The organism is Shigella sp. FC1967, from assembly GCF_001743005.1.
Lineage (GTDB): Bacteria > Pseudomonadota > Gammaproteobacteria > Enterobacterales > Enterobacteriaceae > Proteus.
Map to the genome: position 1 here is coordinate 1 of NZ_MIIZ01000965.1, position 15,627 is coordinate 15,627.

The 15,627-nt window shown below is 39.4% G+C and carries 9 protein-coding genes and 1 pseudogene; 6 read left to right on the top strand and 4 right to left on the bottom strand.

What is annotated here, in order from left to right; all coding sequences use genetic code 11:
- Positions 1–1,092, top strand: a 1,092-nt coding sequence (locus BHE89_RS16785; RefSeq protein ID WP_141008323.1) for a glycerol dehydrogenase, incomplete at its 5' end; no start/stop codon positions are given.
- A 57-nt stretch (positions 1,093–1,149) separates the two neighbouring features.
- On the opposite strand, the gene metA is transcribed toward BHE89_RS16785, so the two are convergent.
- The gene (metA, locus tag BHE89_RS16790) at positions 1,150–2,079 is read right to left on the bottom strand and encodes a homoserine O-acetyltransferase MetA (protein ID WP_069368344.1); all 930 of its coding nucleotides are present in this window, start codon (positions 2,077–2,079) and stop codon (positions 1,150–1,152) included.
- Positions 2,080–2,419: 340 nt separating this feature from the next.
- Here metA and aceB point away from each other — a divergent pair, with 340 nt between their 5' ends.
- The 3 genes from aceB (at position 2,420) to aceK (ending at position 7,166) form a co-directional block, all read left to right on the top strand.
- Complete coding sequence (gene aceB, locus BHE89_RS16795; RefSeq protein WP_069368343.1) at positions 2,420–4,012, top strand: malate synthase A; 1,593 nt, start codon at positions 2,420–2,422, stop codon at positions 4,010–4,012.
- Between the two features lie 69 nt (positions 4,013–4,081).
- Entirely contained in the window at positions 4,082–5,386 is a 1,305-nt protein-coding gene (gene aceA / locus BHE89_RS16800) for an isocitrate lyase (RefSeq protein WP_069368342.1), read from the top strand.
- A 70-nt stretch (positions 5,387–5,456) separates the two neighbouring features.
- Positions 5,457–7,166: a bifunctional isocitrate dehydrogenase kinase/phosphatase gene (aceK, locus tag BHE89_RS16805; RefSeq protein WP_171729926.1), complete on the top strand. Its 1,710-nt coding sequence runs from the start codon at positions 5,457–5,459 to the stop codon at positions 7,164–7,166.
- 87 nt (positions 7,167–7,253) lie between these two features.
- On the opposite strand, the gene BHE89_RS16810 is transcribed toward aceK, so the two are convergent.
- The 3 genes from BHE89_RS16810 to iclR all read right to left on the bottom strand — a co-directional run bounded on the left by BHE89_RS16810 (position 7,254) and on the right by iclR (position 10,970).
- Positions 7,254–7,895, bottom strand: a complete 642-nt coding sequence (locus tag BHE89_RS16810; protein ID WP_069368340.1) for a bifunctional 4-hydroxy-2-oxoglutarate aldolase/2-dehydro-3-deoxy-phosphogluconate aldolase — start codon at positions 7,893–7,895, stop codon at positions 7,254–7,256.
- 77 nt (positions 7,896–7,972) lie between these two features.
- Complete coding sequence (edd, locus tag BHE89_RS16815) at positions 7,973–9,829, bottom strand: phosphogluconate dehydratase (protein ID WP_069368347.1); 1,857 nt, start codon at positions 9,827–9,829, stop codon at positions 7,973–7,975.
- A 304-nt stretch (positions 9,830–10,133) separates the two neighbouring features.
- Complete coding sequence (iclR, locus tag BHE89_RS16820) at positions 10,134–10,970, bottom strand: glyoxylate bypass operon transcriptional repressor IclR (protein ID WP_069368339.1); 837 nt, start codon at positions 10,968–10,970, stop codon at positions 10,134–10,136.
- 306 nt (positions 10,971–11,276) lie between these two features.
- Between iclR and metH the strand changes: the two are divergent.
- Both metH and BHE89_RS16830 read left to right on the top strand, forming a co-directional pair.
- Positions 11,277–14,890, top strand: a pseudogene (metH, locus tag BHE89_RS16825) (methionine synthase).
- A 127-nt stretch (positions 14,891–15,017) separates the two neighbouring features.
- Positions 15,018–15,596, top strand: a complete 579-nt coding sequence (locus BHE89_RS16830) for a hypothetical protein (protein ID WP_069368337.1) — start codon at positions 15,018–15,020, stop codon at positions 15,594–15,596.
- Positions 15,597–15,627 lie beyond the last annotated feature (31 nt).

Consider the following 15,627-nt stretch of genomic DNA (forward strand, 5'->3'; position numbering starts at 1 on the left):
TTACCTCGCTCTGTAACCTCGCCAAAAAAATTCTTCATTGGTAGTAAATTACTGTCTTCTGCTGGTAAATATGTAAAAGATTTTGGTGATAATGCATTTATTATTAGTGATGAATTTTTTTTAGAAAAAGTAACTAAAGAAGCCGTTCCTTCTCTAAAAGAAAATGGCATTGTTTCACTGATTGAAAAATTTAATTACGAATGTACAGAAGCAGAAGTTAATCGCCTAGGCAAAATTGCCGTTGAAAATAAAGCGAACGTTATTATTGGTATTGGGGGCGGTAAGACATTAGATGTGTCTAAAGCGGTTGCTTATTATCAACACATTCCTGTTATTTTATTCCCAACTATCGCTTCAACTGACGCACCTTGTACTGCCTTATCTGTGTTATACAAAGAAAATGGTGAGTTTGATAAATACTTATTCTTACCACAAAACCCAGATGTTGTTATTGCAGACACCGCTATTATTGCATCAGCCCCACAACGCTTTTTCTCAGCAGGTGTTGGTGATGCTCTAGCAACTTACTTTGAAGCACGTGCTTGCTATCAAGCCGACGGCTTAAATTTAGTCAATCAACGTCCATCACGTACTGGTCTTGGTTTAGCACAACTTTGTTTTGAAATGTTAAGTGAAAACATTGATAAAGCAATGGATGCTATTCGCCATAAAATTACCACTCCTGCATTGGAGCAAACTATTGAAGCAACAATCTACCTGAGTGGTGTTGGTGCTGAAGCCGGTGGTTTAGCGGCTGCTCACGCAGTAAATAATGGTATGTCTGCTGTTGAGTCTTTACACCGTGTTCAACATGGCGAAAAAGTGGTATTCGGCTTATTAACTCAATTAGTGTTAGAAAATGCACCACAAGAAGAAATTGATGAAGTGATCCGTATTATTAAAGCGGCAGAATTACCACTGACACTTGAAGATATGGGCATGAAAGAGTTTATTGAAAGCGAATGGCGTACTGTTGCTAAGATCGCCTGTGCTGAAGGCGACACTATGGGCAATATGCCAATGAGCGTGACTGAAGAAGATGTTTATAACGCCATGGTTGCAGCGAACGCGTTAGCTCATCGTTATAAATAATTACTTAGTTTGGTAAATGATGATCTTAAAACCCCAAATTAATTTTGGGGTTTTTCTTTAATCTAATGTTGGATTCATTTGGGCAAGGTCGAACGGTGTTATCTGATAAACATAGTAGTTCAACCAATTTGCAAATAATAAATGTCCATGACTACGCCAAGAAGCGATAGGTTTTTTACTCGGATCATTATTAGGAAAATAGTTTTCTGGTAATTGAGGATCTAGCCCAGCTTTAACATCACGATGGTATTCATCTGCTAGTGTATTGGGATCGTATTCTGGGTGTCCCGTTGCAAAAACAACTCTTTTATCTTTTGATGCAAATAAATAAGCCCCCGCTTCTTCTGAAGTTGCAAGGATCTCCAAATCAGTATTATCTTGAATAAAGTTGATAGGGAAACCCGCATAACGAGAATGTGGAGCAAAGAATGTCTCATCAAATCCGCGTGTTAACAGTGAGAATGGGGAGCAAGTGTTATGACTATATACGCCTGAAATTTTTTGTTCTAGCGTGTATTTAGGCAGGTCGTATAAGATATTCAATCCAGCTTGAGCTGCCCAACAAATAAAGAGTGTAGAAGTAACATGCTCTTTAGCCCATGTAATGACTTCTTTTATTTCATCCCAATAAGCCACATCTTCAAATTCAACTAGTCCTAATGGTGCGCCTGTGACAATAAGTCCATCGAAATTTTGCTCTTTAATTTGGTCAAAATCGCAATAAAAAGTATCTAGATGCTCTACTGGAGTATTTTTGGGAATACGAGAGTCAATACGCAATAATTGAATATCAATTTGAAGAGGGCTGTTCGAAAGTAATCGCAGAAATTGATTTTCTGTCTCTATTTTCTTTGGCATTAAATTAAGGATAAGCACTTTTAATGGACGAATATCTTGAATACTCGCTCTACTGGATGTCATGACAAAGACATTCTCTTTTTGTAAACAACTGACTGCGGGTAGCTCATCGGGTACTCTAATTGGCATTTCAATAACCTCTAAAAAACATCTAGACATCTAGAAGCCTAAATTTAGCTAATAACCTTTTGAATGTCGAGGTCTTCATGTTGTGTATGAAGAATATTCATATAAGAAAAAACTATATAGCCACAATCATCAGGAATTAACATTCCTTTTCTCTCTCTGTTGTCGATCTCTTCCAGATCCCTCGAGTTATTTTGAAATTCTGGTTTTTGTACAATAAAAAAACACCGATGTAATCACATTGTTAAAAATTATTTAAATAAAAATGGAATTCATTTTTGATTTTTGTAAAAACTGCATTAATCTTAATCAAGTGTTGTAAAAGCTTTTAGGGGAATGCAGAATGTCACAATCGTTAACCACAGAAGAATTAAATTTTACAAAATCTTTTAGCGAACAGGATAAAGAGATATTAAATCAAGATGTTAAATCTTTTTTAACTGATTTAGTCAATCATTTTTCAGATAGACGTCATGCTTTGTTAGCGGAAAGAGATAGCTGGAAACACAGAGTTGATAATGGTGAACTTCCTGATTTTATTTCGGAATCAGATTCCATTATAAAATCAGAGTGGAAAGTTAATCCTATACCTAAAGATCTTCAAGACCGTCGCGTTGAAATAACAGGACCCGTTGATCGCAAAATGGTTATCAATGCATTAAATGCCAATGTGAAAGTCTTTATGGCGGACTTTGAAGACTCTTTAGCGCCTACATGGGACAAAGTGATTGATGGTCAAATCAATTTGCGCGATGCCGTTAAAGGCACTATTTCTTATACCAATGAACAAGGCAAATGTTATCAACTCAAAGCGTCGCCTGCGGTATTGATTGCCAGAGTAAGAGGACTTCACCTTCCTGAGAAGCATGTACTATGGCAAGGGAAGCCTATTGCTGGAGGATTATTTGATTTTGCTTTGTATTTTTACCATAACCACCAAGCCTTATTAGAAAAAGGGAGTGGTCCTTATTTTTACATTCCTAAATTACAAACATGGCAAGAAGCTAAATGGTGGAGTGATGTTTTTCATTTCACTGAAAAACGTTTTGGTTTAGCAACAGGCACTATTAAAGCCACCGTATTAATTGAAACTTTACCTGCTGTTTTTCAAATGGAAGAAATTCTTTTTCATATGAAAGAGCATATTGTTGGGCTTAATTGTGGTCGTTGGGATTATATTTTTAGCTATATCAAGACATTAAAAAATTACCCAGATCGTGTATTACCTGATAGACAGGGGATCACGATGACTCAACCTTTCTTAAGTGCTTATTCGCGTTTACTGATCCAAACTTGCCATAAACGTGGTGCTTTTGCTATGGGTGGAATGTCGGCGTTTATTCCGAGTCGAGATCCAGAGCAAAACGGCATTATTTTGAAAAAAGTATTTGATGATAAAGAACTTGAAGCAACAAATGGCCATGATGGTACTTGGATTGCTCATCCTGGTCTTGCTGAAACTGTATTGTCTGCTTTTGATGCCGTATTGGGGGCACGTTCCAATCAACTTGATGTACAGCGTAATGAAAAAATAACAGCTGAAATGTTATTAGCACCTTGTGTAGGTGAGCGCACAGAAAAGGGTATGAGAGCGAATATTCGTGTTGCGGTGCAATATATCGAAGCATGGATTTCTGGTAATGGTTGTGTACCTTTCTACGGATTAATGGAAGATGCGGCAACAGCGGAAATATCTCGCACCTCTATTTGGCAATGGATCCGCCATCAAAAAACACTGTCTGATGGGCAAGTCGTCACTAAAGATCTCTTCCGTAAAATGCTGAAAGAAGAACTTGAAGTGATACACCAAGAAGTCGGTGATACTCGTTTTGAAGAAGGGCGTTTTAAAGAAGCGGCTTCTTTGATGGATAAGATCACAACCCAAGATGAATTAGTCGATTTTCTGACTTTACCGGGTTACCAACTTTTAAATTAAAAAATAGACGTCAAAACGTATTTATAAACTTCAAACATCATCACTACCGTATTTATAGGAGCTGTTTTTATGACTAGTCGATCAGAGCAAATCGCCCAATTAGAGAAAGAGTGGGAACAACCTCGCTGGAAAGGTATTACTCGTCCTTATAGTGCTGAAGATGTCATTAAATTAAGAGGTTCGGTTAACCCAGAACATACCTTAGCAAGACGTGGCGCTCAAAGGCTTTGGTCATCATTAAATGGAAAATCGAAGAAAGGTTATGTTAATGCATTAGGTGCTTTAACGGGGGGACAAGCGTTGCAACAAGCAAAAGCAGGGTTAGAAGCGGTGTATCTTTCAGGATGGCAAGTGGCTGCTGATGCTAACACTGCGGCAAGTATGTACCCTGATCAGTCACTATATCCAGTTGATTCTGTTCCTAATGTTGTTCAACGTATCAATAATACGTTTAGACGCGCTGATCAAATTCAATGGTCAAATGGTATTGGTCCTCAACATAAAGATTATATTGATTTTTTCCTTCCTATTGTGGCTGATGCGGAAGCGGGTTTTGGTGGCGTATTAAATGCCTTTGAATTAATGAAGGCAATGATTGAAGCTGGTGCAGCAGGTGTTCACTTTGAAGACCAGCTAGCGGCGGTGAAAAAATGTGGCCATATGGGAGGGAAAGTACTGGTTCCAACTCAAGAAGCTGTACAAAAGCTGGTGGCTGCACGTTTAGCCGCTGATGTATCTGATGTGCCTACATTACTTGTTGCGAGAACAGATGCCGATGCGGCCGATCTTTTAACGTCAGATTGTGATCCTTATGATAGCTCGTTCTTAACGGGAGAACGCACACCTGAAGGTTTCTTTTGTACACATGCGGGTATTGATCAAGCTATTAGTCGGGGGCTTGCTTATGCACCTTACGCTGATCTGGTGTGGTGTGAAACATCACTCCCTGATTTGAAAATGGCGGCTAAGTTTGCAGAAGCAATTCACGATAAATATCCTGGAAAAATGTTGGCTTATAACTGTTCGCCTTCCTTTAATTGGAAAAAGAACCTCGACGATCGCACGATCGCGCATTTCCAAGATGAGCTTTCCGCAATGGGATATAAATTCCAGTTTATCACTTTAGCGGGTATTCACAGCATGTGGTTCAACATGTTCGATCTGGCACATGATTATGCTAAGGGCGAAGGAATGAAACACTACGTTGAGAAGGTGCAAGAAAAAGAGTTTGCTGCACTTAATCAAGGCTATACCTTCTCATCGCATCAGCAAGAGGTGGGAACAGGGTATTTCGATAAAGTAACGACGATTATTCAAGGTGGCATATCTTCGGTAACGGCACTAACAGGCTCAACAGAAGAGCAGCAATTCTAAGATCCAAAAATATCATTATCTGTTTTTGTGGTGATAATTCAGGAGCAGGATGCTCCTCTTTTTCGTGAGGTTGTTAATGACGCTAGAAGATTTAATTGCTCAAACAATTTTACAAGGTTTTGATGCCCAATATGGTCGTTTCCTTGAGATAACATCAGGGGCACAATATCGTTTTGAGCAAGCGGATTGGCATGGTGTTCAAATCGCGATGAAAGAGCGCATCCGTTTATACGATAATCATGTTGGATTAGTGGTTGAGCAACTTAAATGTATTCGACATGATATTGATAAAGAGAGTTTTTTTCTACAAAAGGTGAAAGAGAACTATACACAATTATTGCCCAATTACCCTCGATTTGAGATCGCAGAGAGCTTTTTTAATTCTGTTTATTGTCGTCTGTTTTACCATCGTGAATTGAATACAAAAAACCTATTTGTTTTTTCATCACAACCTGCTTATCGTTTTACACAAGCACCTCGACCGTTATCAAAGCCGTTTGTTATTCAGAGTGATTTACCCACATTATTGCAAGACATTTTATCACGCTTACCTTTGAGGCTACCGTGGCAAAATAAACAACGTGACATTCACTCTATTTGTAATGTACTTACCGCTCAGTTCTCTTCTGAACAATTACAGAATGCAGTATTTCATATCGCAAATGAACTCTTTTATCGAAATAAAGCGGCTTGGTTGATTGGAAAAATAGTGATTAATAATCAATATATTCCATTCTTATTACCCATTCATAATGTTGAGCAGCAATTATTGATTGATACCTGCCTTATCTCGGCAGATGAAGCAAGTATTGTCTTTGGTTTTGCTCGTTCTTATTTTATGGTTTATGCCCCTTTTCCAGCAGCATTAGTCGCATGGCTAAGAGATATATTACCAAGCAAATCTATCGCTGAGCTTTATATGTCGATAGGGTGTCAAAAACACGGTAAAACAGAATACTATCGTGAATATCTTGCCTTTATGAATTTTTCATCAGAACAATTTATTGAAGCGCCTGGTGTAAAAGGGATGGTGATGTTGGTATTTACATTACCAACTTATGATCGCGTTTTTAAAGTGATCAAAGATAAGTTTGCGCCACAAAAAACGATCACCGCAGAGCGTGTAAAAGAGTGCTATCAATTGGTTAAAGAGCATGATCGTGTTGGTCGGATGGCGGATACTCAAGAATTTGAGAATTTTGTGATCGACAAAAAAAGAATTAGTCCTGAATTAATGGCGATCCTTGAGCAAGAGATCGCTAATAAACTGGAAGATCTGGGCGATAAGATACTGATCCGCCATCTTTATATGGAACGGAGAATGATACCGCTGAATATCTATATGGAGCAGTGCGATGATAATCAACTTAAAGCCGTTGTTGAAGATTATGGGCAAGCGTTGAAGGAGCTTATTGCGGCGAATATTTTTCCTGGCGATATGCTGTTTAAAAACTTTGGTGTGACTCGGCATCATCGTGTGATTTTTTATGACTATGATGAAATCAGTTATATGACAGATATGAATTTTCGTGCGATCCCTCCAGCTCGTTATCCTGAAGATGAATTAGCGAGCGAGCCTTGGTATAGCGTTGGACTCAATGATGTATTTCCTGAAGAGTTTCGCTATTTTCTATGTAGTGATAAGCGAGTTTGCCACTATTTTGAAGCTCAACATCGTGAGCTTTTATCACCAGAATATTGGCAACAGCAACAGCAAAAAATTAAAGAAGGGTATATTGAAGATGTTTATGCCTATTCCCAAGCTAAACGATTTAATTAATAAATTATCCTAGTAAAAAGATAAAATAAAGATAGGTACAAGGGGATACCTACCTTTATGGATAAAATCTATTTTTTACAGAGATAATTAACGCTGGGTACCCGCAATAGCTTCTTTTGCCAGTTCAGTAATGCGTTGGAAATCGCCTGCTTTCACCGCATCATTAGGTACTAACCAAGAACCACCAATACAAAGCACACTTTCGAGAGCAAGGTAATTGCGGTAGTTCTCTGGTGAGATACCACCTGTTGGGCAGAAGCGAACTGATGAGAATGGCCCTGCAATTGCTTTTAATGCCTTTACACCACCATTAGCTTCAGCTGGGAAGAATTTAAATTCATTTAAACCATAACTCATGCCCAGCATTAATTCTGAAACTGTTGAAATACCGGGGATCAACGGGATCGTTCCCGCAACAGCTGCTTTGAGTAATGCTTCTGTTAATCCTGGGCTAATAGCAAATTGAGCGCCCGCTTCAGTGACTTGTGCTAATTGTTGAGGATTAATGACGGTACCCGCACCCACAATGGCTTCAGGAACTTCTTTTGCAATACGGCGGATAGCCTCAATTGCACATTCTGTACGTAATGTCACTTCTAAAACTTTTACACCACCAGCGACTAAAGCTTTAGCGACAGGGACGGCATCATCAATATGGTTGATAACAATAACAGGAACAACAGGCCCTGATTTTAGTACAGACTCTGCACTTGTATTCCAATGATCCATGATTGTATTTCCTAATCAGAAAGTGGTGAGCAAATCAATTCAATCTGCTCCTCGTTAAGTCTCAAAACTTGTCTACATTAAAAATCAATGCAGCAAGCACCTTGTTCAGCACCTGATAAATGACGGCGTAAATTAACGAATAACTCACGACCACAGCCTGTATTATTGGCACTTAAATCAGGAATTTCATCTTGGCGAGCATTTAATATTTGTTCATCGACAAGTAACGTTAGCTCACCTGTTTTACCATTAACACGAATAATATCGCCATCACGTATTTTGGATAATAAACCACCACTTATCGCCTCAGGTGTAACATGAATTGCGGCTGGAACTTTACCTGAAGCGCCTGAAAGTCGACCATCTGTCACTAATGCCACTTTATAGCCTTTATCCATTAATACACCTAAAGGTGGCATCAGTTTATGCAATTCAGGCATACCGTTCGCTTGTGGTCCTTGATAACGCACAACAACCACACAATCTTTATTGAGTTCGCCAGCTTCAAACTTAGCGGCAATATCATGTTGACTATTAAACACAACCGCAGGGGCTTCGATAATTTTATTTTCATCAGGTACAGCCGAGGTTTTCATTACGGCTCTGCCTAAATTACCTTGCATCACTTGTGTGCCACCATGCGATGAGAATGGGGTATTTATATCAGCAATCACTTCTTTATCTAAAGAACTTGTCGTGCCTTCACGCCAATCAAGTTTGCCGTCATTTAGCCAAGGCTCTAAGGTATAACGTTCAATACCAAATCCAGCAACAGTGTGTACATCACGATGAATTAAACCTTTCTTCAGTAATTCACGAATGATCAGCGCAATACCTCCCGCAGCTTGAAATTGGTTGATATCGGCGGGGCCATTAGGATAAATACGTGCAATAAGAGGAACAACTTGTGATAGTTCAGAAAAATCATCCCAATTAATCATAATTCCCGCTGCGCGTGCCATTGCGACTAAGTGCATGGTGAGATTCGTTGATCCCCCCGTTGTTAGTAGTGCAATAATGCCGTTAACAATAACTTTTTCATTAACTAATTGCCCGATAGGAAGATAATTACCTGAGTTTTCTGTTAATCGTACAATTTGATTTGCTGCTGCATCTGTTAATGCATCACGCAACGGTGTATCTGGATGGACAAAAGAAGCGCCAGGTAAATGTAATCCCATCATTTCCATGACCATCTGATTAGAGTTTGCTGTACCATAAAAGGTACAGGTTCCAATACCATGATAAGACGCGGCCTCGGCTTCTAACAAAGCATGACGATCCACTTTACCTTCAGCGTAGAGTTGGCGAATACGGACTTTTTCTTTATTAGGTAAACCGCTAGTCATGGGACCTGCTGGAACAAAAATAGCAGGAAGATGGCCAAAAGAGAGCGCCGCCATAGTCAGCCCAGGAACGATTTTATCGCAGATCCCTAAATAGAGTGCGCCATCAAACATATTATGAGATAAACCCACAGCCGCTGACATTGCAATAACATCACGGCTGAGGAGCGATAGCTCCATACCATCTTGACCCTGAGTGACACCATCGCACATTGCAGGAACACCACCTGCGACTTGTCCCACGGCACCAACGGCATGTAATGCTTTTTTTATTTTTTGAGGATAATCTTCATATGGCTTATGAGCTGACAACATATCATTGTAAGCAGTAATAATAGCGATATCATTATGAACCATATTTTTCAGGCGATTTTTATCGTCAGCCTGACAAGCCGCAAAACCATGAGCCAAATTACCGCAAGCCAATTGAGCACGATGTACTGTTTGACTTTTTGCGGTTTCAATTTTTTTCAGATAAGCACGACGAGTTTCTTGTGAGCGAGCAATAATACGTTCAGTCACTTGTTTTACGGTCTCGTTAAGGGGAACAAAGTCGTTCTGAATTGAGTCATGATTTTTAGGGGTCATAATGATGCTTCCTTTATTCACACAAGGGTGATGAGCGTTACTATTAGCTTTAAAGAGAATTGTTAAATTCGCCATAGTATTTGTTACCGGTAACATTGTTACGGGTAACAAGAAGAGTTGCAATACTCTTAATTCGTCTTAAACAACATCTGTGATCAACATCAATTTTTTAAGATGATAAGTAACAGTTTTTAATATTTGAAGAGAATAAAGAGAGAATTGTTGTTTTTTTTACAAAGCTGAATCGTTTTATTATGGGAAATACCTTCCTTGTTGTTGGTTACAAGGAAGGTAGATATCGGGATTAACTTTTTACACCACCGTATTCACGGCTAATTTGTTTTGCTGCTTTGATAACCATTGCACCCAATTCGGTGATACGTGAATCCGTTATTCTAGAAACGGGGCCTGAAAGTGAAATAGCCGCGAAAGGCTGATGGTGTTCATCATAAATACAAGCACCTATACAGCGCAGACCCAAAGCATGTTCTTCATCATCGAAAGAAAAACCTTGTTTACGCGCTTGCTCTAAATTTTCTTTAAGGGAAGAAGGGAGTGTTCGGGTGTGAGGTGTATAAGCCATTAAACCTTTTTTCTGTAGCAAAGGCAGTAATTTATTTTCTGGCAAAGTAGAAAGGAACGCTTTACCTGCACCAGAGGCATGCATCGGTAATTTACCACCAATAGGAGCTGACATTCTCATTAACGCATTACATTGCACTTGATCGACAATTACCGCATCAAATTCAATTTGGTCAAGAATAGCTAGATTAACGGTTTCACCAGAGTCTTCCATCAACTGACGTAAAATAGGATGCACCATGACCAAAAGATTACGGGTTTGTAGAAAGCTACTGCCAACAATAAAAGCGTGTGTACCTACAACCCATAAGCCTAAATCTCCAACTTGACGAACAAAACCATGTTGTTGAAGTGTCGTGAGTAGGCGGTGCGTTGTGGAATTGGGTAATCCAGCTTGAAAAGCAAGATCGGTTAAGGCGATACCACCCGGAGATTCGGAAATATATTCCAATAATGTCAATCCACGACTTAACGACTGAACAGGGCCTCCTTGTGCGGTACTTTGAGTGGCAGTTGTTTTCGTCTTACGCACTTTTTTATTTGTAGGGGAAACTGTCATGCATACACTCCAGAAATGCTATCCATATTAATATCTATTATGAACTATCTCGCGTAATAAAACTCCTCTGATCACTGCATTTTTTCAAAACAAAATGTGTGATTAGAGATATTTATTAAAAGCGTTTATTACTGAGTGAAAATCTCTCATCTTCGTCTTAGAAATCTTTATAAAAAGATATGGTAGGATAAAAAACAACGAAAATAAGCATAAAAATATTCTCGATTAAGAGGACGTAACGTGGCAAACATAAAACAACCATTGGTGGAAGCATTAGAAAAACGTATCTTAGTACTTGATGGTGCAATGGGAACAATGATCCAACAATATCAACTTACAGAAGTTGATTATCGAGGCGAGCGTTTTATTGATTGGGATTGTGATGTTAAAGGGAATAATGATCTTTTAGTCTTAACTCAACCCCAGATCATTACAGATATACATGATGCTTATTTTCAAGCTGGCGCTGATATTGTTGAAACCAACACCTTTAACTCGACGTCTATCGCGATGGCTGATTATCATATGGAGCCGCTTTGTTTTGAACTGAACGAAGAAGCGGCAAAATTAGCTAAAGCCTGTGCAGATAAATGGAGCGCCTTAACACCCGATAAACCTCGTTATGTAGCGGGTGTTTTGGGACCAACAAACAGAACAGCATCTATATCCCCTGATGTTAATGATCCTGCTTTTCGTAATATTTCATTTGATAAGCTGGTGGACGCTTATCGAGAAGCAACACGCGGATTAATTAAAGGCGGTGTTGATTTAATTATGGTCGAAACTATTTTCGACACACTAAATGCAAAAGCGGCTATTTTTGCCATTAAATGTGAATTTGAATCACTCAATACTGAATTGCCAGTGATGATTTCTGGCACTATTACTGATGCGTCAGGAAGAACGCTAACGGGTCAAACCACAGAAGCATTTTACCACTCTTTACGTCATGCCGATGCGCTCTCATTTGGTTTAAATTGCGCGTTAGGTCCTAAAGAGTTACGTCAATATATTCAAACACTTTCACAAATTTCTGAAACTTATGTCAGCGCTCACCCCAATGCGGGATTGCCTAATGCATTTGGAGGCTATGATTTAGATGCTCAAGAGATGGCTGCGCAAATTAAAGAGTGGGCACAAGCGGGTTTTCTCAATATTGTGGGTGGGTGTTGCGGAACAACACCTGCGCATATTCTCGCGATTTCACAAGCGGTAGAAGGTATTGCACCGCGAGTATTACCCTCCTTAAAAAAAAGCATGTCGCCTCTCAGGTCTTGAACCATTAGTCATAGATGAGAATTCACTGTTTGTGAATGTGGGAGAACGAACTAATGTCACAGGCTCTGCTAAATTTAAGCGATTAATCAAAGAAGGTAATTATCAAGAGGCGTTAGAAGTTGCGCGTCAACAAGTTGAAAATGGTGCTCAAATCATTGATATCAACATGGACGAAGGCATGTTAGATGCGGTTGAAGCGATGACGCGTTTTCTTAACCTTATTGCTGGAGAGCCTGATATTGCTAAAGTTCCGGTAATGATTGACTCCTCTAAATGGGAAGTGATTGAAGAGGGGTTAAAATGCATTCAAGGCAAAGGCATTGTTAACTCCATTTCGATGAAAGAAGGGGAAATACCTTTTCTTGAACATGCTAAATTGGTACGTAAATACGGTGCTGCTGTTGTTGTTATGGCCTTTGATGAAGTAGGGCAAGCAGATACTCGAGAACGCAAAATTGAAATTTGTCGCCGAGCTTATCAACTACTCACAGAGCAAGCGGGTTTTCCACCTGAAGATATTATTTTTGATCCTAATATATTTGCTGTCGCAACAGGTATCGCAGAGCATAATAATTATGCTGTTGATTTTATTGAGGTCTGTGCAGATATTAAATCTCAACTACCTTATGCCTTAATTTCTGGTGGGGTATCTAACGTTTCATTTTCATTTAGGGGAAACGATCCTGTTCGTGAAGCGATCCACTCTGTTTTTCTTTATTACGCAGTAAAAAATGGTATGGATATGGGAATTGTAAATGCAGGGCAACTTGCTATTTATGACTCATTACCTGATGAGCTGCGTAATGCGGTTGAAGATGTCATATTAAATCGCCATGAAGAGAGCACTGATAATTTATTAGCACTTGCAGAGCGTTATCGTGGTAGTAAAAGCGATGAGCAAAATCATCAGTTGGCAGAATGGCGACAATGGGATGTAGAAAAACGTCTAGAGTACGCGTTAGTGAAAGGGATCACTGAATTCATTGTTGAAGATACCGAAGCGTGTCGCCAACAAACATCAAGCCCCATTGAAGTGATTGAAGGGCCATTGATGAATGGCATGAATACGGTGGGCGACTTGTTTGGTGAAGGCAAAATGTTCTTACCCCAAGTTGTGAAATCAGCTCGTGTAATGAAACAAGCCGTTGCTTATCTTGAGCCTTATATTCAGGCCTCTAAGCAAGCTGGGAGTTCAGCAGGTAAAATCTTACTGGCTACGGTAAAAGGGGATGTTCACGATATTGGCAAAAATATTGTTGGTGTTGTTTTGCAATGTAATAACTATGAGATCATCGATCTGGGAGTGATGGTGCCCTGTGATAAGATCCTACAAACAGCGATTGATGAAAAAGTTGATATTATTGGTCTTTCAGGACTGATCACGCCTTCACTGGATGAGATGGTAAATGTCGCTAAAGAGATGGAAAGACGCGGTTTCTCTCTACCCTTAATGATTGGGGGAGCAACAACATCTAAAGCGCATACCGCAGTAAAAATAGAACCCAATTACAGTCACCCTACCGTTTATGTACAAAATGCATCGAGAACTGTAGGTGTTGTTGCCGCACTATTATCTGAAACACAAAAAGCCGATTTTGTTGCTAAAACGCGTCGTGAATATGAAGTAGTACGTCAGCAATACGCCAGAAAAAAAACCGCGTACACCGCCTGTTTCTTTAGAGGTTGCGCGAAAAAATGCGCTCAAAATTGATTGGCAAAATTACACACCACCAACGCCTAATCAATTAGGCGTACAAGAGATCACAGCAAGTATTGAAACCTTACGTGAATATATCGATTGGACCCCTTTCTTTATGACGTGGTCTTTAGCGGGTAAATATCCGCGAATCTTAGAAGATGATGTGGTCGGCGAAGAGGCAAAACGTGTATTTACCGATGCAAATGCAATGCTGGATAAATTAAGTCGTGAAAAATTGTTAACACCTAAAGGGATTATGGGGCTATTTCCTGCTAATCGTCTGGGTGATGATATTGTCATTTATCAAGATGAAAGTCGCCAACAAGTACTTTTGCAAAGCTGCCATTTACGTCAACAAACGGAAAAAAATGCGTTTCCTAATTACTGTTTAGCTGATTTTATTGCGCCTGTTGAAAGTGGTGTTGCTGACTATTTTGGTGCTTTTGCCATCACGGGGGGATTAGAAGAAGATGCCCTCGCAAATGTGTATGAGAATGCTCATGATGATTACAATAAAATAATGGTAAAAGCGTTATCCGATCGCTTAGCAGAAGCTTTTGCTGAATACCTTCACCAACGGGTCAGAACAACGATTTGGGGGTATAGCGCTGATGAAAACCTCTCTAATGACGAACTTATTCGAGAAAAATACCAAGGAACACGACCTGCACCAGGGTATCCAGCCTGCCCTGAGCACACAGAAAAAGCCAAAATTTGGCAATTACTCGATGTTGAAAATCGCATTGGGATGAAACTGACAGATGCGTATGCCATGTGGCCCGGTGCATCAGTATCGGGTTGGTATTTTAGTCATCCTGACAGTAAATATTTTGCCGTTGCTCAAATTCAAAAAGATCAGGTTGAAGATTACGCAAAACGCCGAGGGATGAGCGTGAGTGAGGTTGAACGTTGGCTTGCACCTAATTTAGGGTATGAACCTTAGTTTATTTTCAGAACTCAATAATGTAATAAACAGTGAGGGGATAGTAATATCCCCTTGTTATTCTCACTAGTCGATCCCATTAAAGGTGTATAAGCTATAAGCCTGTATCAGAAAAAAGGACATTACAATGAACTATACTTTGTACCTTCAGAAAACCCCACCTGCTGGCGCTGAAGTGCCTTTTCCTTCTTTAGCAAAAGGAAATTATCCGTTAAGTGAAGTTTTAATTAATGCTTTTTTAAATCTGATGCAACTCACCGGAAGTTTAGATACGGATGCTATTTTAGACGAAAAAGCCTTTGATAACATTTGGCTAAAAGCAGAAATGACACCTGCACGAATTGAAGAAGTGGGTGACTATATTTATCATCAAATTCCCACCTCTCCAGAGCCTGTGGAAGAAGAAATAGAATTATTTAAACAGGCAATGAAAGAAGAAGAGGCGTTATTAGCTAAAGAAAGTGAAAAAGAAGGTCATATCCCCATTCATAAATTTGCTACCAATGATGGTTGGATAGTGACATCAAATGAGTGTGAAATCATTGCAGCGACACTGACCGCTAAGTTACTGGAAGATAATCGCGTTTTTGTTGAAAAAATTGCGAAGATGTCACATCTAGCACATCGTTCTTTAGAAATTGCTTTAATTGATTTTGGTAAATTTAATCAATTTGCGAAAAAATATGGCGGTTATCGGGTATATTAACTGATTGAAAAGTAGGCTTCTAGAAAAAGAA

Excerpts from the sequence above, each read along its gene's own strand:
- aceB (WP_069368343.1), top strand. The coding sequence starts at position 2,420 with ATGTCACAATCGTTAACCACAGAAGAATTAAATTTTACAAAATCTTTT.
- edd (WP_069368347.1), bottom strand. The coding sequence starts at position 9,829 with ATGACCCCTAAAAATCATGACTCAATTCAGAACGACTTTGTTCCCCTT.
- metA (WP_069368344.1), bottom strand. The coding sequence starts at position 2,079 with ATGCCAATTAGAGTACCCGATGAGCTACCCGCAGTCAGTTGTTTACAA.
- aceA (WP_069368342.1), top strand. The coding sequence starts at position 4,082 with ATGACTAGTCGATCAGAGCAAATCGCCCAATTAGAGAAAGAGTGGGAA.
- BHE89_RS16830 (WP_069368337.1), top strand. The coding sequence starts at position 15,018 with ATGAACTATACTTTGTACCTTCAGAAAACCCCACCTGCTGGCGCTGAA.
- BHE89_RS16810 (WP_069368340.1), bottom strand. The coding sequence starts at position 7,895 with ATGGATCATTGGAATACAAGTGCAGAGTCTGTACTAAAATCAGGGCCT.
- iclR (WP_069368339.1), bottom strand. The coding sequence starts at position 10,970 with ATGACAGTTTCCCCTACAAATAAAAAAGTGCGTAAGACGAAAACAACT.